Annotated in this window: 14 protein-coding genes; 6 read left to right on the forward strand and 8 right to left on the reverse strand. The window is 71.8% G+C overall.

The genetic code is table 11. The features are described 5' to 3' along the window. A partial coding sequence (locus ACZ49J_RS02165; RefSeq protein ID WP_468347679.1) for a tetratricopeptide repeat protein occupies positions 1-1,697 on the forward strand: 1,697 nt, incomplete at its 5' end. Positions 1,698-1,707: 10 nt separating this feature from the next. On the opposite strand, the gene ACZ49J_RS02170 is transcribed toward ACZ49J_RS02165, so the two are convergent. After that, positions 1,708-3,153: an MFS transporter gene (locus tag ACZ49J_RS02170; RefSeq protein WP_467447317.1), complete on the reverse strand. Its 1,446-nt coding sequence runs from the start codon at positions 3,151-3,153 to the stop codon at positions 1,708-1,710. An 80-nt stretch (positions 3,154-3,233) separates the two neighbouring features. Between ACZ49J_RS02170 and dusB the strand changes: the two genes are divergently transcribed. Continuing rightward, positions 3,234-4,388 (forward strand): tRNA dihydrouridine synthase DusB, encoded by a 1,155-nt coding sequence (gene dusB, locus ACZ49J_RS02175; protein ID WP_467447318.1) that lies wholly within the window; start codon positions 3,234-3,236, stop codon positions 4,386-4,388. Here dusB and ACZ49J_RS02180 read toward each other — a convergent pair. The 5 genes from ACZ49J_RS02180 to ACZ49J_RS02200 all read right to left on the reverse strand — a co-directional run bounded on the left by ACZ49J_RS02180 (position 4,377) and on the right by ACZ49J_RS02200 (position 8,785). Continuing rightward, entirely contained in the window at positions 4,377-4,955 is a 579-nt protein-coding gene (locus ACZ49J_RS02180; protein WP_467447320.1) for a DUF1097 domain-containing protein, read from the reverse strand. The two genes, dusB and ACZ49J_RS02180, sit on opposite strands and share 12 nt — an antisense overlap. 2 nt (positions 4,956-4,957) lie before the next feature. Further along, positions 4,958-5,992, reverse strand: coding sequence for an alpha/beta fold hydrolase (locus ACZ49J_RS02185; protein ID WP_467447321.1), 1,035 nt, complete (start codon positions 5,990-5,992; stop codon positions 4,958-4,960). Between the two features lie 31 nt (positions 5,993-6,023). After that, positions 6,024-7,271, reverse strand: a complete 1,248-nt coding sequence (fmdA, locus tag ACZ49J_RS02190; RefSeq protein ID WP_467447322.1) for a formamidase — start codon at positions 7,269-7,271, stop codon at positions 6,024-6,026. 30 nt (positions 7,272-7,301) lie between these two features. Then, the gene (locus ACZ49J_RS02195; protein ID WP_467447323.1) at positions 7,302-7,583 is read right to left on the reverse strand and encodes an FmdB family zinc ribbon protein; all 282 of its coding nucleotides are present in this window, start codon (positions 7,581-7,583) and stop codon (positions 7,302-7,304) included. 101 nt (positions 7,584-7,684) lie between these two features. Further along, complete coding sequence (locus ACZ49J_RS02200; RefSeq protein WP_467447324.1) at positions 7,685-8,785, reverse strand: substrate-binding domain-containing protein; 1,101 nt, start codon at positions 8,783-8,785, stop codon at positions 7,685-7,687. Between the two features lie 106 nt (positions 8,786-8,891). Here ACZ49J_RS02200 and ACZ49J_RS02205 point away from each other — a divergent pair, with 106 nt between their 5' ends. From ACZ49J_RS02205 to ACZ49J_RS02215, 3 genes are all read left to right on the forward strand, one after another. Further along, positions 8,892-9,332, forward strand: coding sequence for a MarR family winged helix-turn-helix transcriptional regulator (locus ACZ49J_RS02205; protein ID WP_467447325.1), 441 nt, complete (start codon positions 8,892-8,894; stop codon positions 9,330-9,332). 103 nt (positions 9,333-9,435) lie between these two features. Further along, positions 9,436-9,804, forward strand: coding sequence for a VOC family protein (locus tag ACZ49J_RS02210; protein ID WP_467447326.1), 369 nt, complete (start codon positions 9,436-9,438; stop codon positions 9,802-9,804). A gap of 325 nt (positions 9,805-10,129) precedes the next feature. Further along, positions 10,130-11,278, forward strand: coding sequence for a right-handed parallel beta-helix repeat-containing protein (locus tag ACZ49J_RS02215; protein WP_467447327.1), 1,149 nt, complete (start codon positions 10,130-10,132; stop codon positions 11,276-11,278). Positions 11,279-11,299: 21 nt separating this feature from the next. Here ACZ49J_RS02215 and ACZ49J_RS02220 read toward each other — a convergent pair whose 3' ends face one another. Both ACZ49J_RS02220 and ACZ49J_RS02225 read right to left on the reverse strand, forming a co-directional pair. Continuing rightward, complete coding sequence (locus ACZ49J_RS02220) at positions 11,300-13,234, reverse strand: amylo-alpha-1,6-glucosidase (RefSeq protein ID WP_467447328.1); 1,935 nt, start codon at positions 13,232-13,234, stop codon at positions 11,300-11,302. Continuing rightward, the gene (locus tag ACZ49J_RS02225) at positions 13,231-14,613 is read right to left on the reverse strand and encodes an MGH1-like glycoside hydrolase domain-containing protein (protein ID WP_467447686.1); all 1,383 of its coding nucleotides are present in this window, start codon (positions 14,611-14,613) and stop codon (positions 13,231-13,233) included. The genes ACZ49J_RS02220 and ACZ49J_RS02225 overlap by 4 nt, the downstream gene beginning before the upstream one ends. Positions 14,614-14,854: 241 nt before the next feature. On the opposite strand from ACZ49J_RS02225, the gene ACZ49J_RS02230 reads away from it, so the two are divergent. Beyond that, positions 14,855-16,075, forward strand: a complete 1,221-nt coding sequence (locus tag ACZ49J_RS02230) for an ROK family protein (protein WP_467447329.1) — start codon at positions 14,855-14,857, stop codon at positions 16,073-16,075. Positions 16,076-16,106 lie beyond the last annotated feature (31 nt).

Below are 16,106 nucleotides of genomic sequence, written 5' to 3' on the forward strand. Positions count from 1 at the left end.
GCCCCGCCCTCCCCACGACGGACCCAGCCGTCCAGGCGCCGGGCCCCGCCGCCCCGGCGCTGACCGGCCCCGCCGCCCCTGCGCTGACCGGCCCCGCCGCCCCTGCGCTGACCGGCCCCGCCGCCCCGGCACTGACCGGCCCCGCCGCCCCGGCGTTGACCGACCCCGTTGCCCCGTCGGCGCCCGCCTCGGCCGCCCCGGAGCCGACCGGCCTTGGCGCTCAGCCTGCGGCCGACCTTGCCGCCCCGCCCCCGACCACCCTTGCCGCCCCACCTCCGACCGGCTCCCCCGCTCCACCGTCGGCCGTTGCCGGCGTCCCGACCCCGCCTGGCTCCCACGCCCCGCCCTCAACCGCTCACCTCACCCCTGACGACTCCCTGCGCGCCGCCCGCCGCGGGCTCGACCTGCTGGCCCGCGCGCATCTTCTCCAGCACCTCCGGGCCGGGCGGTTCGGTACGCACGACCTGTTGCGGGCCTACGCGGACCGGCTGTCCCGGGCGCACGACTCCGAGGGCGAGCGCCGCGCCGCCCTCGTCCGGCTCTTCGACCACTATGTGGGCGCGGCGGCCGCGGCCATGGACGTCCTCTATCCCGCCGAGCGGCATCACCGGCCCGCCGCCACGTCCACGGCCGGTGTCCTGCCGGACTTCGGCGACCCCGCGGCGGCGCGGGCCTGGCTGGACGCGGAGCGCCCGACGCTGGCCGCCATCTGCGCGGTCGCCGCGGACCGGGGCTGCCCGGGGCATGCCGTACGACTCGCCGCGCTGCTGTTCCGCTACCTGGACGCCGGGCACCACACGGAGGCACTCGAGATCCACCGCAATGCCCTGCGCGCCGCCGAGACCTCAGGTGACCTCGGGGGGCAGGCCCACGCCCTGACCAACCTGGGCGTCGTGCACTGGCGGCTCGCCGACGCCGCGTCGGCCGCGGACCACCTCGGACGCGCACTGGCCCTGCACCGTACGACGGGCGACCGCGCCGGGCAGGCCAGGACCCTGTCCAACCTCGGCAACGTCCACTGGCGGCTGGGCAACCTCCGTGAAGCCGCCGGGAACCACCAGCGGGCCCTCGCCCTGTACGGGGAGACCGGCGACCGGGTGGGCCTGGCCCGCACGCTCACCAACCTCGGCAACGTCTGCCTGCGTCTGGGCGAGCACGAGCAGGCCGCCGCCCACCAGCGGCAGGCCCTAGCCCTGCACGAGGAGACGGGCGACCGGATCGGCCGTGCCCGCACGCTCACCCACCTCGGCAACGCCTGTCTGCGGCTCGGCGCGTACGAGGAGGCGGTCGTCCACCAGCGGCAGGCCCTCGCCCTGTTCCGGCAGCTCGGACACGCCGGCGGTGAGGCGTACGCGCTGTCCGGGCTCGGCGACGTACGGCTGCGGCAGGGCGAGTACGAGCAGGCCGCGGCCCACCAGCGGCGCGCCCTCGACCTGTTCCGCGAGAACGGCGAGCGTTACGGCGAGGCCTCGGCGCTCAACGGCCTCGCCGAGGCCCTCCACGCCGGCGGTCACCACGACGAGGCCCTCGACCACCACACCACCGCCGCGACGGTCGCGGCCGTCACCGGCGAGACCGACCAGCGGATCAGGGCGCACGCGGGAGCGGCCCGCGCCCGCGAGGCCCTGAACCCCGGGGTTGCCGGGACCACCGGGACTGTCGGCGCCTCCGGCCTGCGGTCGGTCGCGAGCGGCTAGGACACCGCGGTCAGGAGACCACTCCGGCGGCGTCCCGGACCTCGGTCGCCTGAAGCCGTTCGGCCGTGCGCTCGGCGGTCCGGCGGGCCCACGGGCCCGTCGTGAGCGCGCCGAGGACCAGCACCGCGAGCCCGCAGCCCGCGATGATCCACCAGCCGGGCCGGGCGGCGGGCACGAAGGTGTCCGCGTACGACGACGAACTCACGCCCGCCGCCAGCACCGCGCCGACCACCGCGACCCCCAGCGTCTGACCGACCTGGCGGCTGGTGGAGGCGACGGCGGCGGCGACCCCGGCCTGAGTACGGGGCATGCCGGAGACGGCGGTGTTGGTGATGGGGGAGTTGACGAAGCCGAAGCCCACCCCGAACAGCACGAACCCGGCGAAGAGCGTGGCGTTCGACGTCTCGGCGTCGAGGACGGCGAAGAGCACACCGCTCGCGGTCATCGCGCACCCGGCGAGCAGCAGCGGCAGCCGTGGCCCCCGGCTGCCGACCAGCCGGCCGGACAGCGGCGCACAGGCGAAGGTAGGCACCGCCATCGGCAGCATCCACAGACCCGCGTGCAGGGCGTCCAGGCCACGCACGTTCTGCAGGTACAGAGTGGAGAGGAAGAGGAAGCCTCCCAGTGACGCGAACGCGCCGATCGCTATGAGGGTCGCCCCGCTGAACGGCGCCGACCGGAAGAACCGCAGCTCGATGAGGGGTTCGGCGCGCCGCGGCTCGTACCACAGGATGCCGAGGAGTGCGGCGAGCGCGATGCCCGCGAAGGGGGCGACGTGGGCGAATCCGGCGTTCGGCGCCTCGATGATCGCGTACGTCAGCGAGCCGAACAGGGCGATCACCAGGACCTGCCCGACCGGGTCGGGGCGGCGGGCCTTCGGGGCGCGGGACTCGGGCACGTACCGCAGGGTGAGCAGGAGCGCGGCCAGGCCCACGGGTATGTTGAGCCAGAAGATCGCGCGCCAGCCGACGGACTCCACGAGCAGCCCGCCGACCAGCGGACCGGCGGCCATCGATATGCCGACGACGGCGCCCCACGCCCCGATCGCGCGGGCACGCTCGCGCGGATCGGTGAAGGTGTTGGTGATGATCGACATCGCGACCGGGTTCAGCATCGAGCCGCCCACCGCCTGCACCATCCGGAAGGCGATGAGCGCCTCCAGGTTCGGGGCGAGGGAGCACAGCGCCGAGCCGATCGTGAAGACGACGAGACCGGCCATGAAGACACGCTTGCGGCCGACGCGGTCCGCGGTCGCCCCCGCCAGCATCAGCAGCGAGGCGAGCACGAGCGTGTACGCGTCGATCGTCCACTGCAGCCCCGACACGCTCGCGCCCAGATCCCGCTCCATCGACGGCAGGGCGACGTTCAGGACCGTGTTGTCGAGGCTCACGATCAGCAGGCTCATGCAGCAGATCGCGAGCACCAGGAAGCGGCGGCGGTGGCTGAGCTCGGGCATGCGTTCCATCGTACGCCAGAATCGATAGTGCGCCTAACTAATGAATGGAACCGGTGGGGAGAGTGCGTGACAATGGGGGAATGTCCACGCCCACCGTCGCCCCCACGGGTCCCCTCCGGATCGGCCCGCACACCGTCCAGCCGCCCGTCGTGCTCGCCCCCATGGCCGGCATCACGAACGCGCCCTTCCGCACGCTGTGCCGGGAGTTCAGTGAGGGCAAGGGCCTGTACGTCAGCGAGATGATCACCACCCGGGCCCTGGTCGAGCGCAACGAGAAGACCATGCAGCTGATCAGGTTCGACGCCTCGGAGACCCCGCGCTCGATCCAGCTGTACGGGGTGGACCCGGTGACCGTCGGCAAGGCCGTCCGCATGATCGCGGAGGAGGACCTGGCCGACCACATCGACCTCAACTTCGGCTGCCCGGTCCCCAAGGTGACCCGCAAGGGCGGCGGCTCGGCCCTGCCGTACAAGCGCAACCTGCTGCGCGCGATCCTCCGCGAGGCCGTCTCCGGGGCCGGTGACCTCCCCGTCACCATGAAGATGCGCAAGGGCATCGACGACGACCACATCACCTACCTCGACGCCGGCCGCATCGCCGTCGAGGAGGGCGTGACGTCCATCGCCCTCCACGGCCGTACGGCCGCCCAGCACTACGGCGGCACGGCCGACTGGGACGCCATCGCCCGCCTGAAGGAGCACGTGCCCGAGATCCCCGTCCTCGGCAACGGCGACATCTGGTCGGCCGAGGACGCCCTGCGGATGGTGCGGGAGACGGGCTGCGACGGTGTGGTGGTCGGGCGCGGGTGCCTGGGGCGGCCGTGGCTGTTCGCGGACCTGGTGGCGGCCTTCGAGGGCCGTACGGGGGACTACGCGCGCCCGGTCCTGCGCGAGGTCGCCGACGTCATGGTCCGCCACGCCACCCTCCTCGGCGAGTGGCTCGGCGACGAGTCCCGCGGCGTCATCGACTTCCGCAAGCACGTCGCCTGGTACCTCAAGGGCTTCGCCGTCGGCTCGGAGATGCGCAAGCGCCTCGCGATCACCTCTTCGCTGGAGGAACTCCGGGCCGGGCTGGACGAGTTGGATCTCGACCAGCCCTGGCCCGCCGGCGCCGACGGGCCCCGCGGCCGGACGTCCGGCAACAACCGGGTGGTGCTGCCGGACGGCTGGCTCAGGGACCCGTACGACTGCGCGGGCGTGGGTGAGGACGCGGAGCTGGACACGTCAGGAGGGTGAGGGCGTCGGGGGACGGGCCGTCACCTCCTCGGGCTCGCTGTGCTGCTTGTCCTGACCGGGTGTGGCCGCCGGCGCGAACATCAGGCGCAGTCCCAGGGCGGCGCAGAGCGGGCCGAGGGCGCACATGGCGGCGGCGCTGACGAAGGCGGCGCCCAGGTTCCCCGCGTCGTAGCCGAATCCGCCGAAGTACGTGGCGAAGGTCGACGCGAAGCCGAAGAACATCCCCGGGGTGAGAGCGAACGGCTTCAGCCGGCCGGTCGCCAGCAGGGTGCCGTTGACGAGGAAGATCACCACGCCGAGCGCCAGGGTCCGGGCGAACTCCCCGGTGCCGAACATCGTGCCCGTCTCCCGGTTGAGGAGGACGGCCACGACCGCGAATCCAGCCCCCGTGGTGGTGGCGGTGATCATGGAGAGGGCGTTGGCGACGCTCGGGCCGCCCTGGAGGAACGTTCCGGCCCAGGTGACGAAGATCGCCCAGGTCGGCATGTTCAGGGGGCTCAGGAGCAGGAGGACGGTGGCGAAGGCGACGATCGAGGCGCTGACCTCGTGCGGCAGTCTGCCCTTCATGGCTACGCCAGCCCGCCCGGCTTGGCGAGCAGTTCCCTGATGCCCGTGTCGATGAACTCGGTGTCCTCGGGGCTGCTGCCGCCGCCGGCGAAGTGGCCCCAGATGCCGGGGATCACGCGGAGTTCGGCGCCCGGTATGTGGCTGACCGCCCAGGCCTCGTCCTCCGGCGGGAAGTAGAGGTCCTTCTCGGCGGGCATGTCCAGCGTGGTCGCCCTGATCGAGCCCAGCGCCGCCTCGGTGTTCCCGTCGAAGCCGGGGGTGAGGCCGACGTCGCCGTTCTGCCACGTCCACAACATGCTGAGCAGGTTGTTCGGGTCGCGGCCGTCGAGGAAGAAGCCCTCCCAGAAGCCGACGAGGAAGTCCTCCAGGGAGGTGTAGCCGAGCTTCTCGTACTCCTTCTCCCAGTAGAACGCCTGCGAGAAGCCCCACCCCGCGTACACCCGGGCGAGCGCGCGCAGTCCGGTGGTCGGCCACTTGTCGTCGTCGTACCAGCCGCCGTTGAAGAGCGCGTCGGCGGTCAGCGCGGCCTTGACGCCCTCCAGGAAGACCTTGTTGTGGAGGCTGGTGCGCGGGGAGCCGCAGAAGGGGGCGATCCGCTCGACCATCTCCGGGTGGCTGACGGCCCACTGGAACGTCTGCCCCGCGCCCATCGACCAGCCGGTCACGAGCGCGATCCGCTCGATGCCGAACTCCTCGGTGACCAGCTTGTGCTGGGCCGCGATCTGGTCGTACACCGTGATCCGCGGAAAGCGGGCGCGGTCGTACGGCGGCGGGGTGTTGCTCGGTGAGCTGGACAGGCCGTTGCCGAGCATGTTCGGGACGATGATGAAGTACTCGGCCGGGTCCAGCGCCATGCCGTGGCCGATGAGCCACTCGTTGTCCCAGTGCCGGCCGGAGTACCAGGTGGGGTAGACGATCACGTTGGACTTGTCGGCGTTGAGTTCGCCGTACGTGGTGTAGGCGAGGTGGGCGCCGCGCAGGGTGGCGCCGTGCTGGGTGGTGAAGTCGCCCAGCTGGAAGGTGAGATGTTCGCGCACGGGACTGACTGCCTTTCTGGATGACCAGCCGTCACGAGGTGACGGCGCACTGGCCGCGGTCGGCTCTTCTCGGGCCCTCGGCCGTCGGCCGGATGTCGAAGTCGAAGATCGCGGTGGGCAGGTAGAGGGTGCTGCAGGCGTTGGGGATGTCCACCACTCCGCTGATCCGGCCCTCGATCGGGGCCGAGCCGAGCAGCAGGTAGGCCTGTTCGCCGGTGTAGCCGAAGGTCTTCAGGTACGCGACGGCGTTGAGGCAGGCGTTGCGGTACGCCATCGTCGCGTCGAGGTAGTGGTTCGTGTCGGTCTCGTGGTCGACGGAGATGCCGACGAACGAGATGAACTCGCTGTACTGCGGCGCGACGTTGCCCGGCATGAAGATCGGGTTTGTCGTGACGCCGTACTTCTCCATGCCGCCCTTGATCAGGTCGACGTGCAGATCGATGAAGCCGCCCATCTCGATGGCCCCGCAGAAGGTGATCTCGCCGTCGCCCTGGCTGAAGTGCAGGTCGCCGCCGGAGAGCAGGCCGCCGGAAACGTGGACCGGGTAGAAGACCCGTGAGCCGCGGGTGAAGTTCTTGATGTCGTGGTTGCCGCCGTTCTCGCGGGCGGGCACGGTGCGGGCACCTTCGGTGGCGATCCGGTCGGCCGTCTCACCGGTCGCCGTGCCGGCCAGGGAGTTCGCGGCCAGCGGGGGCAGGGCGAGGGCGGGCACCCGGTGCGGATCGGTGTCGATGAGCGCCTGCTCGCGGGCGTTCCAGCGGGCCAGCAGCCCGGCGGAGGGCGCCGTGCCGAAGAGGCCGGGGTGGGTGATGCCGGTGTAGCGGACGCCGGGGATGTGCCGGGAGGTGGCCTGCTGGCCGTGGAAGTCCCAGACGGCCTTGTAGGAGTCGGGGAAGTGGTCGGTGAGGAAGCCGCCGCCGTTGTCCCTGGCGAAGACCCCGGTGTAGCCCCAGCCCTGGCCCGAGCCCTCGCCGGACGACTGCGGGACGGGGCCGAGGTCCAGGATGTCCACGACGAGCAGGTCGCCGGGCTCGGCGCCCTCGACGGCGATGGGTCCGCTGAGCATGTGGGCGTGGGTGAGGTCGACGTCGCGGACGTCGTTGGCGGAGTCGTTGTTGCCGATCTGGTTGTCGGTCCAGTCCCGGCATTCGATACGGAACTCGGAGCCGGGCCTCACGGTGGCGGCGGGCGGGATGTCGGGGTGCCAGCGGTTGTGGCCGGGCACCTTCTGGTCGCGCATGGACAGGGCCTGGTCGACGCTGAAGACGACTTCGGGCATGGACTGCCTCCGGACGGTACGGACGTGGGGTCAGGGCTTGGGGAGCAGGGCGTGCCGGGGATCGGCGGGCGGGCCCGGAGCGCGGCGGGCCGGGGGCACCTCGGTGACGACGCGCGGTTCATGGGCGCTGGCCTCGGACGCGTGCAGGGCGCGGGCCAGGGGGGAGGCGGTGCGGGTGAGCATCGGGGCGGTGAAGAGGCGGCGGGCCCGAACTCCGCAGCTCACGCACGGTTCTTCGGGCAGCGCCCGGCCGATCGGCCGGATCACGTCGAAGGGGCCGCAGGCCGTGCAGCGGTACACATAGGTAGCCATGACGATCAACCTCCCAAATCCTTCGAGAAAAAAGTATTTTCTCTCGAAGTAAATGGGCAAGAGGGTGGCGTGTTACATGCGGGTAAAAGGGAGCTCCGGGGCTACGGCAGCTGCTGCAGCACGTCCCACTGGAGTCCGTCGGCCGCCGCGAGGAACACGCGCTGCCTCAGATGGCGGTCCTTGATCTGGACCGTGCCGCGCGGCGTCTCGTACTCCAGGCCCTCGGCGGTGGCCTGGATGCGCTCCACGTCCGTGCCGCCCGCCCGGCGCAGCAGTTCGGTGAGCATGCGCACGCCCTCGTAGCAGGACTCGCCGAGACTGTTGAGCACCGGTGCGCCCAGCCCGAAGCGGCGTCCGTACGCGGCGGCGAAGTCGAGACCGTACGCCGTCGGCAGGTCCTCGAAGTAGCCCGCCGAGGTCATCAGGCCGCGGGTGTTCTCCGGGCCGGTGGCCAGCAGCACGTTCTCCTCGATCAGCGAGCTGAACCGGATGCGGTCACGGTCCAGGCCCGCCGCGGTGAACGCCCGGTTGAACAGCACGGCGTCGTCACCGATCAGCAGCATCAGCACGGCCTCACAGCCGCTCGCCGCGACCCGCTCCAGGACCGGCCCGAAGTCCCTGGTGCCGAGCGGCACGTACATCTCGTCACACACCTCGCCGCCGAGTTCGCGCAGGTAGCGGTGCGCCGCGCGGGCCGAGGAGCGCGGCCACACGTAGTCGTCGCCGACGATCGTCCAGCGCCGGATGCCGAGCTCGCTCGCGAACCACTGGAGCGCGGGCCGCAGTTGACGGTTCGGGGTCTCGCCGGTGAGGAACACGCCCGGGGAGCGCTCACCGCCCTCGTAGAGCGCGGTGTACACGTACGGCACCCGGCCGTCGATGCGCGGGGCGACCACCTCGCGGACGGCGGAGATGTGCCAGCCGGCCACCGCGTCGACGAGGCCGGCCGAGATCAGCGCGTCGATCTCCGTGGCCACCTGCTCGGGCGGCGCCCCGCCGTCGACGAGGACGAGTCGGAGCTCCTTGCCCAGCACGCCCGACTCGGCGTTGACCTCCTCCGCCGCGAGCAGGGCGCAGCACTCGCAGGACGGCCCGAAGATCCCGGCCGGGCCCTGGAGCGGGATGACCAGGGCGACATCCAGAGCGTCACGGGTCCGAGGGCCTGCCGGCGAGCCGAGCAGGGCAGACGCCTTCTCGATCATAGGGGCTCACTCTAGCCATTGCTTGCTACGAGAATATTTCGCAGCGACAAGAAAATGACTGTATCGTGGAACTACCTCGATCACCACGACGATTCTTGGCAGGGCGATGACCACGACCACTCCGTCGGCCGTAGCAGAGCTGGACTTCGCGCGAGCGCTCACCCTCGTGGAACGGAGCGTCGTCGGAAGACTCGTCGAGGCGCTGAAGGAGGAGGGCGCGACGCTGGAGGAGTGGCGCGTGCTGTCGTACCTCGGCGACGGCGCCGGTCACCCGATGACGGAGATCGCCGAGTTCGCGCTGCTGTCCGCGCCGACCCTGACGAAGGTCGTCGACCGCATGGTCTCGCTCAACCTCGTGCTGCGCCGGGTGGACGACGCCGACCGGCGCCGCGTCCTGGTGTTCGCGTCCGAGCGGGGCAACGAGGCCCTGACCCGCTGGACAGCGGCCGTCGCACGCGAACAGGAGAACATCACGACCGCCCTCGGCACCGAGGAGGTCGCCCTGCTGAGGACGCTGCTGCAGCGGGCGTCGCGGCGCTTGGGGTGAAGGGGCGCCGCGAGGGGCCGACGGCGGCCGGAGGAGTGACGGTTGGCCTCGCGGCGGTGAAACCGGGCACCAGAACGGCATGAAACCCCCACCTCGTTTCACGTTGACCGCGACCACTCTTGACGCACCGGACGCCCGCGAGCTGGCGCGGTTCTACCGGGACTTGCTCGGGTGGCCGATACGGAAGGACGAACCGGGCTGGGTCGAGATCGCACCGCCCGACGGCGGTGCCGGGTTGTCGTTCCAGACAGAGCCGCTGTTCACACGCCCGCGGTGGCCCTCCACGCCGTCCGAGCAGCAGATGATGATGCATCTGGACCTCGAGGTGGACGATCTGTCGTCGGCCGTCGAGCGTGCCGTTGCCCTGGGGGCGACGGTGGCGGACTTCCAGCCTCCGGACGGTGTGCGGGTCCTGCTCGACCCGGTGGGCCACCCGTTCTGCCTCTTCGTGGACACCGGCTCCAGCACCTGACAGGCCGGGTCAGGCGGTGAGCGTGCGCCCGCGGCAGCACAGGGCTGCCGCGGGCTCCCGGAACGGACGGGTGGTCACCTCGGCGCGGAGCCGCCGCGGAGGAGTCTCCGGATGGCTCATGGAGAGTTGCCGACCTGCTTCCCGCACCCGAGAGTCGAGGAAGATCGGCGAGCCGAACTTCCCGGATGCCCCTGTGTGCTGTGGCTCAGCGGCTGCGCGTTCAGCGTGCCGTGATCGCCGGTCTGCCCTGCGAACCAAGGAGAAACGCGTGAAGAGGCGGTTGTTTGTCTCGGCGTGTGTGGCATGTGCTGCGGCATTTTCCGCGATGCCCGGCCACGCGGCGCAGACCACGCTCGTCGTCGATGACGACGGGGCGCAGTGCCCGGGCGCGGGCTTCACATCGATCCAGGCGGCGGTCAACGCGGCGGCACCAGGATCGACGATCAGGGTCTGCCCCGGCACGTACAACGAAGTCGTCACCGTGAACAAGGCGAACCTGCGGTTGCAGGGGCCGCGTCCCCCCGCCGACTGCACACAGCCCGGGACGCCGAACCCGGCCACCGATGCGATCGTCCAGGCGGACAACGCGGCAGGCGGCGTCGTCAACCTGCTGGCCAACGGCATCCGCTTCCTGCGCTTCACGGTCCAGGACAACACGCTCGGCTCCGGCATCTTCACCGGTGCCTCGTTCTCCGGACACCAGGTTCTGCAGAACGTGGTGCAGGACAACGTGTTCGGTGTCTACTTCAACTCCAGTGGGACGACCGTGTCCACGGCGGTACAGAACTGCGTCCGCCAGAACAACCGGGCAGGAGCCGCCAGCGGTAACGGGATCTACTCCGACCAGGGCCTGCGCAACGCGGACATCGTGCGGAACACCTTCTTCCAGAACGACTCGTCCGCGCTCGTACTGGCCGGAGGGGCCCCGGGAGATGTCGACGCCGTCGACATCGACGCGAACACGTCCCGGCAGGACGGTTCGCTGCTGGCCATCTTCAACTCCACCGACAGCAGGGTGCGGTCGAACACCGCGCGGAACAACAGCGGTTCCGCGATCTTCGTGGGCAACGACAACACCGCACTGCAGATCCTGTCGAACAACATCACCGGAAGTGCCCGTGGCGTGCGGAGCAGCACCGCTTTCGGCGGAGGGCCGACCACCAACGCCACTATCTCCTCCAACACCATCACCGACTCCACCGGCAACGACGGCATCAGCGTGGGCCCGAACTCGCTCACCGACTCCGTCATCTCGTCGAACTCCGCCACCGGCAATCCCAGGGACGGAATCCGCATCGACGCCGGCGGCAACGCGGGCAACCGCATCGCCTCCAACGTGCTCAGGAACAACCTTGAGCACGACTGCCACGACGACACCGTCGGTGCGGGAACCGCCGGCACGGCCAACACATGGCAGAACAACGCGGGGGTGACCGAGAACCGGCCGGGCCTGTGCCGCGGTACACCGTCCTGACCCTCGCTCGGGGGCCGGAGCTCAGGCACCGCCCACGGCCGTGAGCAACGCCAGCGGCGCCGCGGCGGCCCGAGCCTCCCGCACACAGGCATGCGGATAGGGAACGGGCTCCGGGTGCGAATCCCGCCCGTACCCGGCCAGCACCTCCGGCAGACGGTGACCCGTCGCCATGGCCGCGTCCACGAGCCCCCGGGCCACCGTCCGGGCCTCGTCGTGCAACCCGTACCGCGCGAGACCCAGCGCGACCAGCGCGTTGTCATGCGGCCACACAGAACCACGGTGGTACGACAACGGATGGAACGCGGCCTGACCGGAGGCGATCGTCCGAACACCCCACCCGGAGAAGAAGTCCGGCTCCAGCAACCGCCGCCCCACCACCTCCCCGTACTCCTTGTCGAGCAACCCCGACCACAACAGGTGCCCCGCGTCCGAAGCCAGGGCGTCGACGTGGTTGCCCTCACCGTCCAGAGCCAGCGCGGCGAACCCGTGCTCCTCCATCCAGAAGTCCCGCTGGAAACGGTCGCGCAGATCGGCCGCCGCCTGCTCCAGCAGCGCCGCGTAGACCTCGTCCTCCCACACCGTGCGGGCGAGGTGCCCCGTGCGGCGCAGCGCGTCGTACGCGTACCCCTGCGCGCCCGCCGCCATCACCGGCCCGGTGGGACGGCTGCCGTCGGCCGAGCAGATCGCGCCCGGTGAGTCCTTCCAGTTCTGGTTGGCGAGGCCGCCCTGGTCGGCGCGGTACACCAGGTAGCCGCGGGAGGTGAGGCCGCCGTGGTCGAGCATCCAGCCGATCGCCGCACGGGCGTGGGGTTCGAGCCGGCGGGCCAGGCTCACGTCGCCGGTCTGTTCCACGTACGCGCCGAGGAGGACGAGGAAGAGCGGGGTCGCGTCCACCGAGCCGTAGTACCGCCCGTACGGCACCTGCCCGAAGTGGGCCAGCTCTCCGTGGCGCACCTCGTGCACGATCTTGCCCGGCTGGGCCACCGAGTCGAGGCCGGACTCGGTGGCCTGGGTGGCGGCCAGCGCGGGGAGGGTGGCGGCGGCGAGGTCCGGGCGGTAGGGCAGGGCGAACAGGGAGGTGAGGAGGGCGTCACGGCCGAGCAGCGTGAGGAACCAGGGGGCCCCGGCTGCCGGAACGCGCAGTTCCTCCCCGTCCGGGCCGGTCGCGGGGACTTGGAGCACGGCGAGATCGCTGAGCCCCCGCGAGCAGGCCGCCGCCAGCTCGGGCCAGCCGGCCGGGAAGGGCACGCCCTCCGCGAACTCACCTTCCAGGGCGAGGAGTTGCTCGGTGGCGGCGGCGGGGGAGGACGGCACCTTCGGCGGACGGGGCGCGCCGTGCGGACGGGCCACCACCCGCAGCGCCAGCTCCGCCGTCCCGTGCGGCTCCAGGTCCAGGGCCCAGACGAGGCGGCGGGCGCCCGTGCCCGTCTCCTCCACTCCGTCGGGCGCCGGCTCGGAGGTGACGGTCGTACAGGAACGCCACTCGCCGCGCCGGTAGGCGAACTCCACGCCGTCGTCGAGGACCGTGCGGGAACGCACAGCGCCGATCTTGGAGTACGTGCGGTGATCGGAACGCAGTTCGAACTGGTCCGTGAAGTCGACGTCCGCGGTCACCGCGATACGGACCGTCGTCGGCACCGGACGGTTGCTGGTGACACGCAGCGACTCCACCAACGCGCCGTCGACGACGGCCTGTTCCCTGAAGAGCGTGTACGCGGGCGGCTCCTGGCGGCCGCCGCGCGGCACGAGGACGCAAGCCGCCGTGTCGCCGTCGGCGACCGGCGTGAGCGTCTCGGGCACGGCGCCGTCGACGGTGAGCTGCCAGCGGCTGAGGTGGCGGGCGTCCCGCACGAACAGCCCGTCCGGGGCGCCGCCGCGCACCCCGCTGATGTCTCCGCCATCGCCCACGGTCGCGAACGTCCCGCCGCGAACGAGCAGATGCTGCCGGTCCGTCATCCCCGGTCCCCTCCCTTTTCCCTGATGCCGTGCGTGCCGATGTCGTGGAGCAGGTCGAGCGTGAGCGCGGCGGTCCAGCTGAAGTCGCCCGCCCCGCAGGCCTCGCCGGTGTACGGGTCGACGTACTCCGCGAACCCGGACGTGCCGGCGGTGCTCAGGAAGTCCTCCCGCAGTGCGTCGGCCCGCGCCCGCTCACCGTGCAGCCGCAGCCCGCGCTCGACCAGCCAGGCCGTGTTGAACCAGGCCGGCCCGCGCCAGTACCGGTGCGGATCGAAGGCCTCACCGGTGAGGTCGTAGCTCGGGACCAGACGGGCGGGTCCGCCGAGACCGAAGTGCGGCCCGCTCGCCGTACGGACCAGGGTCTCCGCGATCGCGCGGGGGAGCGTCGGCAGCAGCAGCGGGATCAGCCCTGAGACGGCGCGCTCGGGGATCAGCCCTCCGCCGCGCACGTCCCGGCAGAAGAACAGGCCCTCCGCCGGGTCCCACAGCCGGTCCACCAGGGCCGCCGTCAGCCGCTCCGCGCGCGCGTGCCGGGCCGTGCCCGTGGCCCCGAGCTCCCGGGCGATACGGGCGAGCGCGTGCTCGGAGGCGATCAGCAGCGCGTTGAACGCCGGGTCCTCCACGGCGAAGCCACCGGGCCCGTCCGCATACCCCCGGTCCCGGTAGTCCGTCGCCAGGCGCACGTACCGCCCGTAGTCCAGGTCCGTCGGCCGGTCCTCGGGCGCGCCGTGGTCGAGGTCGGCACGGCGGAAGGAGCGGGCCGGGGCCGGGGTGACGCGGGCGAGCGGGGCGTCCCAGCACGGGGAGTTGTCCATGCCCTGCTCCCAGGGATGGACCACGGACGCGAGCCCGCCTCCGCCCAGGTCACGCCGGTGCAGCAGGTAGCGGTGCCAGGCGGCCAGGCGCGGATACACCCGGGGCAGGAAGCCGCGTGCCCGGGACAGCCCGGGATCGGCCCGGTGCACCAGCCACGCGGCCAGCGCGTGCACCGGTGGCTGCACGATGCCCGAGGTCTGTACGGTGCGCGGGGCGCCCGCGGCGCGCCCCGCGGTCGAGGAGCGCCAGAAGTCGGGGCTCGGGAAGTACGCGTCGAGCGGCACGGAGGGGTTGAAGACGATGTGCGGGACACGGCCGTCGCCCCACTGCGCGTCGAGCAGCGTCTCCAGCTCCGTCTGTGCCCGTAAGGGAGACAGGTGCCGCAGGCCGATCGCGATGAACGCCGAGTCCCAGGACCACTGGTGCGGATACAGGCCCCGTGACGGCACGGTCGACGTCCCCGTCCAGTTGCCCTCCAGCACCCGGGCCGCCCCGGCGTGCAGGGATCCGGCCGTCGGGGCCCGGCCGGCCGGGTCGTATACACCGGTGGCGAAGCGCGTGATGCCGTCCGGGCGGTGCCCGGTCTCACGCGGCCCGGACGCCGGACGTGAGGCCGAGGTGCGGAGGGGGCCCGTGTGGCCCCCGTGTTGGGCGGTGAGCTGGGTTGAGCGGTCCACGCAGGGCTCCCGAGGACGTCGAGCCGACCAGTTCGGCAGTAGCTACCGTAGGGTTACGTCTATTTAACACGCAAAACTCAATATGTAATGCATGGTTGGTGAACGCAAGGGGGTGCGAGGGGTGCACATGAAAGGAAGGGCCGTGAGGACGGGCAGCCATGCCGGTGCCGGAGACCTGCTCGAACTGGTCAGGAGCGGCCGGGCCACCACTCGGGGCGCGCTCCAGCAGGTCACGGGCCTGTCCCGGGCCACGGTGGGCCAGCGTCTGGACCGGCTGTTCCGGGCGGGCTGGCTGCGCGAGGGCGCAGGCGGCCCCGTGGACTCCCCGCTCGGCGGACGCCCTTCCATCACCCTGGAGTTCGACGACTCCCACGCCGTCGTCCTCGCCGCCGACCTCGACACCCGCCACGCCCGCGCCGCGGTGCTCTCCCTCACCGGCGAGATCCAGGCCGAGCACTCGGGCACCCTGGTCATCGAGGACGGTCCGGACGCCGTACTGGACCAACTGGGCCGCTGGTTCGCCGAGTTGCTGAAGAAGGCGGGGCAGCCGGCGGAGGCGGTCTGCGGTATCGGCCTGGCCGTGCCCGGCCCGGTCGACAGCGACACCGGCCGGGTGGTCCAGCCGCCGATCATGCCGGGCTGGGACGGCTACGACATAAGAGGCCGCCTGGCCCGTGCCTTCACCGAGCACGCGGGCGGCCCCACCGGCACCCCGGTCCTCGTCGACAACGACGCCAACCTCATGGCGTACGGCGAACAGCGCACCGGCTACCCGGACTGCTCGGCCTTCGCCCTCGTCAAGGTCTCCACGGGCATCGGCGCCGGCGTCGTCGTCTCGGGGGCGATCTACCGCGGGATCGACGGCGGCGCCGGGGACATCGGGCACATCAGGGTCCCGGCGGGCGCGGACGCGCTGTGCAGGTGCGGTGCGTACGGCTGCCTGGCCGCCGTGGCGAGCGGTGGCGCCGTGGCCCGGAAGCTGGCCGAGGCGGGGGTTCCCGCGGCCTCGGGTTCGGACGTGCGCGATCTGCTCGTCTCCGGGCATCCCGAGGCGGCGGCGCTGGCCCGGGAGGCCGGGCGCCATGTCGGTGACGTACTGGCGACGGTGGTGACGCTGCTGAACCCCGGGGTCCTGATGATCGCCGGGGATCTGGCCGGAACCCCCTTCCTCACCGGGGTGCGCGAACTGCTGTACCAGCGGGCACTGCCCCGCTCCACGGCCCACCTCGACGTGGTGACCTCGCGGCTGGGGGAGCGGGCGGGCCTGGTGGGGGCGGGTGCGCTGGTCGTGGAGCACCTGTACGCGCCGGAGCGGGCGGAGGAGCGGCTGGCCGAGCTGGGGGTGTGACGGTCGTGTTTCCGTCTCGGTCCCGGTCCGC

This window comes from Streptomyces sp. NPDC030840, from assembly GCF_055572015.1.